The organism is Paenilisteria riparia FSL S10-1204 (assembly GCF_000525995.1).
Lineage (GTDB): Bacteria > Bacillota > Bacilli > Lactobacillales > Listeriaceae > Listeria_A > Listeria_A riparia.
The window spans coordinates 1-3,400 of sequence record NZ_AODL01000048.1 but is presented as its reverse complement, the minus strand read 5'-3'; the positions used below and the strand labels follow the sequence as shown (position 1 = coordinate 3,400).

Annotated in this window: 5 protein-coding genes; all 5 read right to left on the bottom strand. The window is 42.4% G+C overall.

What is annotated here, in order from left to right:
- The coding region (locus tag PRIP_RS15755; RefSeq protein ID WP_159101560.1) for an ABC transporter permease at positions 1–675 on the bottom strand (675 nt) is incomplete at its 3' end.
- 17 nt (positions 676–692) lie between these two features.
- A complete protein-coding gene (locus tag PRIP_RS16545; protein ID WP_052008996.1) occupies positions 693–1,760 on the bottom strand; it encodes an accessory Sec system protein Asp2 in 1,068 nt (355 codons plus the stop codon).
- A gap of 19 nt (positions 1,761–1,779) precedes the next feature.
- On the bottom strand, positions 1,780–2,616 hold the full coding sequence (locus PRIP_RS15745; RefSeq protein WP_052008995.1) for a glycosyltransferase: 837 nt from the start codon (positions 2,614–2,616) through the stop codon (positions 1,780–1,782).
- Positions 2,610–2,906, bottom strand: a complete 297-nt coding sequence (locus PRIP_RS16540) for a hypothetical protein (RefSeq protein ID WP_052008994.1) — start codon at positions 2,904–2,906, stop codon at positions 2,610–2,612. Before PRIP_RS16540 ends, PRIP_RS15745 begins: the two co-directional genes overlap by 7 nt.
- The coding region (locus PRIP_RS15740) for a glycosyltransferase (RefSeq protein ID WP_036102576.1) at positions 2,878–3,400 on the bottom strand (523 nt) is incomplete at its 5' end. The genes PRIP_RS16540 and PRIP_RS15740, both read right to left, overlap by 29 nt.

Genomic DNA, 3,400 nt, shown 5'->3' with positions numbered 1-3,400 from the left:
TCCCGGAACCCTTCGATCACATATACGATGGGATTCAACTTCAATGCTTTGGTAAGTAAGGAATCCGGGTGTGCTGTCACGTCCATCACAGCACCTGAAAGGAAAAACATTAACCGCATGACAGAGCCAATGATTAATTGATAATCTCGGAAAAGAATCGTAATCGTCGCATTGAATAACGATACCGCATATAAAAAGAAGCACATGCATACGAAATAATACAAAAACTGCGTCCAATAGATGGTTGGATAGATATGATTCGCAAACAAAAAGGAAGAGTAAAATAACGAGCATGGTGCCATAACTATACATCGCTTTAAAAATCGTGATGGAAGGTAAAATACTCATCGGGAACTTGACACGAGAGACGAGACTGAGGTTTGCGTAAATCGAATTGGCTCCCGACACGATAATCCCGCTAATAAAGAACCAAGGGATGATCCCGATTAGCATCCAAACGATATATGGCACATTGCCTTCAATCATCTGGGAGCCATTCATCCGAATCCCAAACACGAAATAATAAATCAGCACTTGTAAGGTCGGACTAAGTACTTCCCATACCATCCCTAAATAGTGACTTTGATAGGTAGCACGCTGATCATATCTCGCAATCCGTGTAATCTTGTTAAAATGCTGCACCTGCTCTTTTAGAATTTGGATTGTTTCTTTCACTGCTTGTTCACTTCTTCCTATTTTTGGATCATTTTAGAGATAGTTTTAAATAAAAATGGAGCGTAATACTGGCCTGTTTGGTTGTGGTCACTGTAGTCCTGTAGATCTAGCTGATACGTAACGCCTTTTTGGTCTAATTTTTTCAGTAACGGTTGTAAGTGCTGTGGATAGTGATAGTCCCCTTTTCCAATGTGGAAAATGAAATCTGGGAATGTTGTATTCGTGTCGACAAGGTTCATGATGAGTTCATCGTAATATTTCTCACCTGCTGCCTTATCTTCACCCAGCATATTGTTTAAGCCTTTGCGGACAAACGGTGCATTGGTTGCACGCTGTTTCAAAAACTTAGCTAAGAAAACTTGTGGCGCCCCAACAATGGCTGTTCCAAAATGATATTTCATCGCGTAGTATAAGGACGCTGCGCCACCTTTGCTAGATCCTGATGCGATAATGTTACGAGAAGAGATGCCTAGTTCATTGGCTTTTGTCATAATAAGCGCAATTACAGAGCGTTCGTAATCCGAACGACGATTATGCCCCATGTAATAACAAAACTGGCCTTTGTACTCATCTAAAATGAAGAGCTTGTTGACATCGCATGGCCACAATGTGCGGAAATGGTTGTACACTGGTGGACCTCCGCGAAACTCATTTGAATGCAGGCCAGAGAAAGAAATCACTAGTTTATCAGATGGCGTTTTCGCAGGTTGGAACAAATATTTCACAGGATGATCATTGTAATAGATTTCTTCTTTTTCCAATGTTGTCGTAATCGTTTGCTGATTCGCTACGTCTACGTTTAACATATTCGTCAGCTTGTTAATAATAACGTGTCCATTTTTCCTTAAAAAGAGACGCATTTTGTAAGCACCACTACGAATTGGTTGATAGGTGATGGTGATTTGCTTTTTACCGATGGGTTCGTACCATTGGCGCTCGATGATGTGGCCGTCATGGTAAATATAGTACGCATATTCATACGTAGCTTCTAATAAATAAAGGGCTTTGAAGCGCACCGATGCGATGCCTTCGTGATAGCCGAGATCGGTTGTGGCTAGTTTTTCAATGATTACATCTGTTTTCATACGTTCATATCTCTCCTTGTCACCCTTCAAATGTCGCTACCAGCAATGCTTCGATTTCACGACAAATCTTGGCTTTATTGAAATATTGATAGGCATACGCTTGATACATTTGCTGGTTCTTTTTCGTTAAGGTGTTGTGCTGAATGAACTCCACGATAGCTTCTGGTGACTGGAAAATAGAATACTCCGGGTACACCGTATCGACGCCAGGCCATGAAAGTAAGCATGGGGTTGTGCCTGCTGCCATGCCTTCCATCAAAACGGTATGGAAACTTTCGGATTCACTCGTCGATAATAAATAACCGATTTTTTGTAACCATTCGTGGACATCATTCCCATGTTTATCAAAAACAACATGGTCTTTCCATGGTGCCGCCTGGATACGCGCAAAAACAGCTTCGTAATACTCGCGTTCTGCAGTTCGTCCCATGAGCCATGGCACATCTTTTGGTAACTTGCCTTTGATAAACAACGTATAGCGATTATCGGTTTGCCACAGTTGCTCAAAAATATCTAACGCTTGATCGAGTCCTTTAATTTTGGGAATTACGCCGCAAATACCGATATTAAAATCAATGTTGGCTTGTTTCGGTCGATCGAGTTTTTCCGTATCAATCGTGTTGGCAATGAGAATCATTTTATGACGTGGAATCTGGCAAATACGGTGCATTTCTTCTAAAATGAACGGACAAACGGCAATGATATGGTCAATGGCTTCGATATTATAATGAAACGGGTGTTGCGTTCTTTTTTCTTGGGCATGTACGCGCACGAGTAGCTTTTGGTCTGGTTTCTTATGTTTGGAATACCAAACGGCATTTCCTAATCCCCATTCACAGAAAATCATATCTACCATTCGAGTAGTTCTTGGCTTTTGGCCGCATCATGCTCGGTATGATTGCTCCAGTGGTCTATTTTTACCTTTATCCATGGTTGCGCTTGTAAATAGTCGATGATGTCTGTCATAAACTTCAAATCATGACTGGCAAATAGCAAGTTCATCGGCTCTTTGTTGTAACTCCATAATAGTTGTTTCAAGCGGTTATAAGAGGCTTCCAGTGTGAAGTGTTGGCTCGCTTCATAGAGAGTTTTGGCTGCACGTCTGTAGACAGCAGAATCAGATAAGGCAAGTTGTGTCTTCTCCAAAAAAGTCGGCTTCTGTATCAACAAATAATTCGTAATCCGCGCCAAGGAGTTGTTCATGCATTTTGGTGCGTCGTAATAACACGGGTTTGCCAAGTCGGGCATATTCGAGTAATTTCGTCGATAATTCAACGGATGCATCATTATCAATCGTCTCACTTCGCCAACTAATCCCAATATCGGATTGGGCAATATAGGCTTGCGATTCCGCGCGGGAGACAGCCCCCATCCAGTCGATATTCGCTGTTTCTTGGAAGGCCTGCTGAATCGCGCCTTTTCGTGCGCGTAAGTCGCCTTGAAACTTATCGCCTACGATGCAAAACGTGACGTCTTTATCTGTCAGTTGTTGCGCCGCACGGATGATTTCTTCGGTGTACCATTCTTCGGCAAATTTACCACTATAGATCAGTTGATTCTGCCGATTGCGGTAGTCCGGCGTAATCGGTTGTGCGGGAATCATCGGGGAAAGAATTGCTACTTTTTCTCCGTCCACTCCC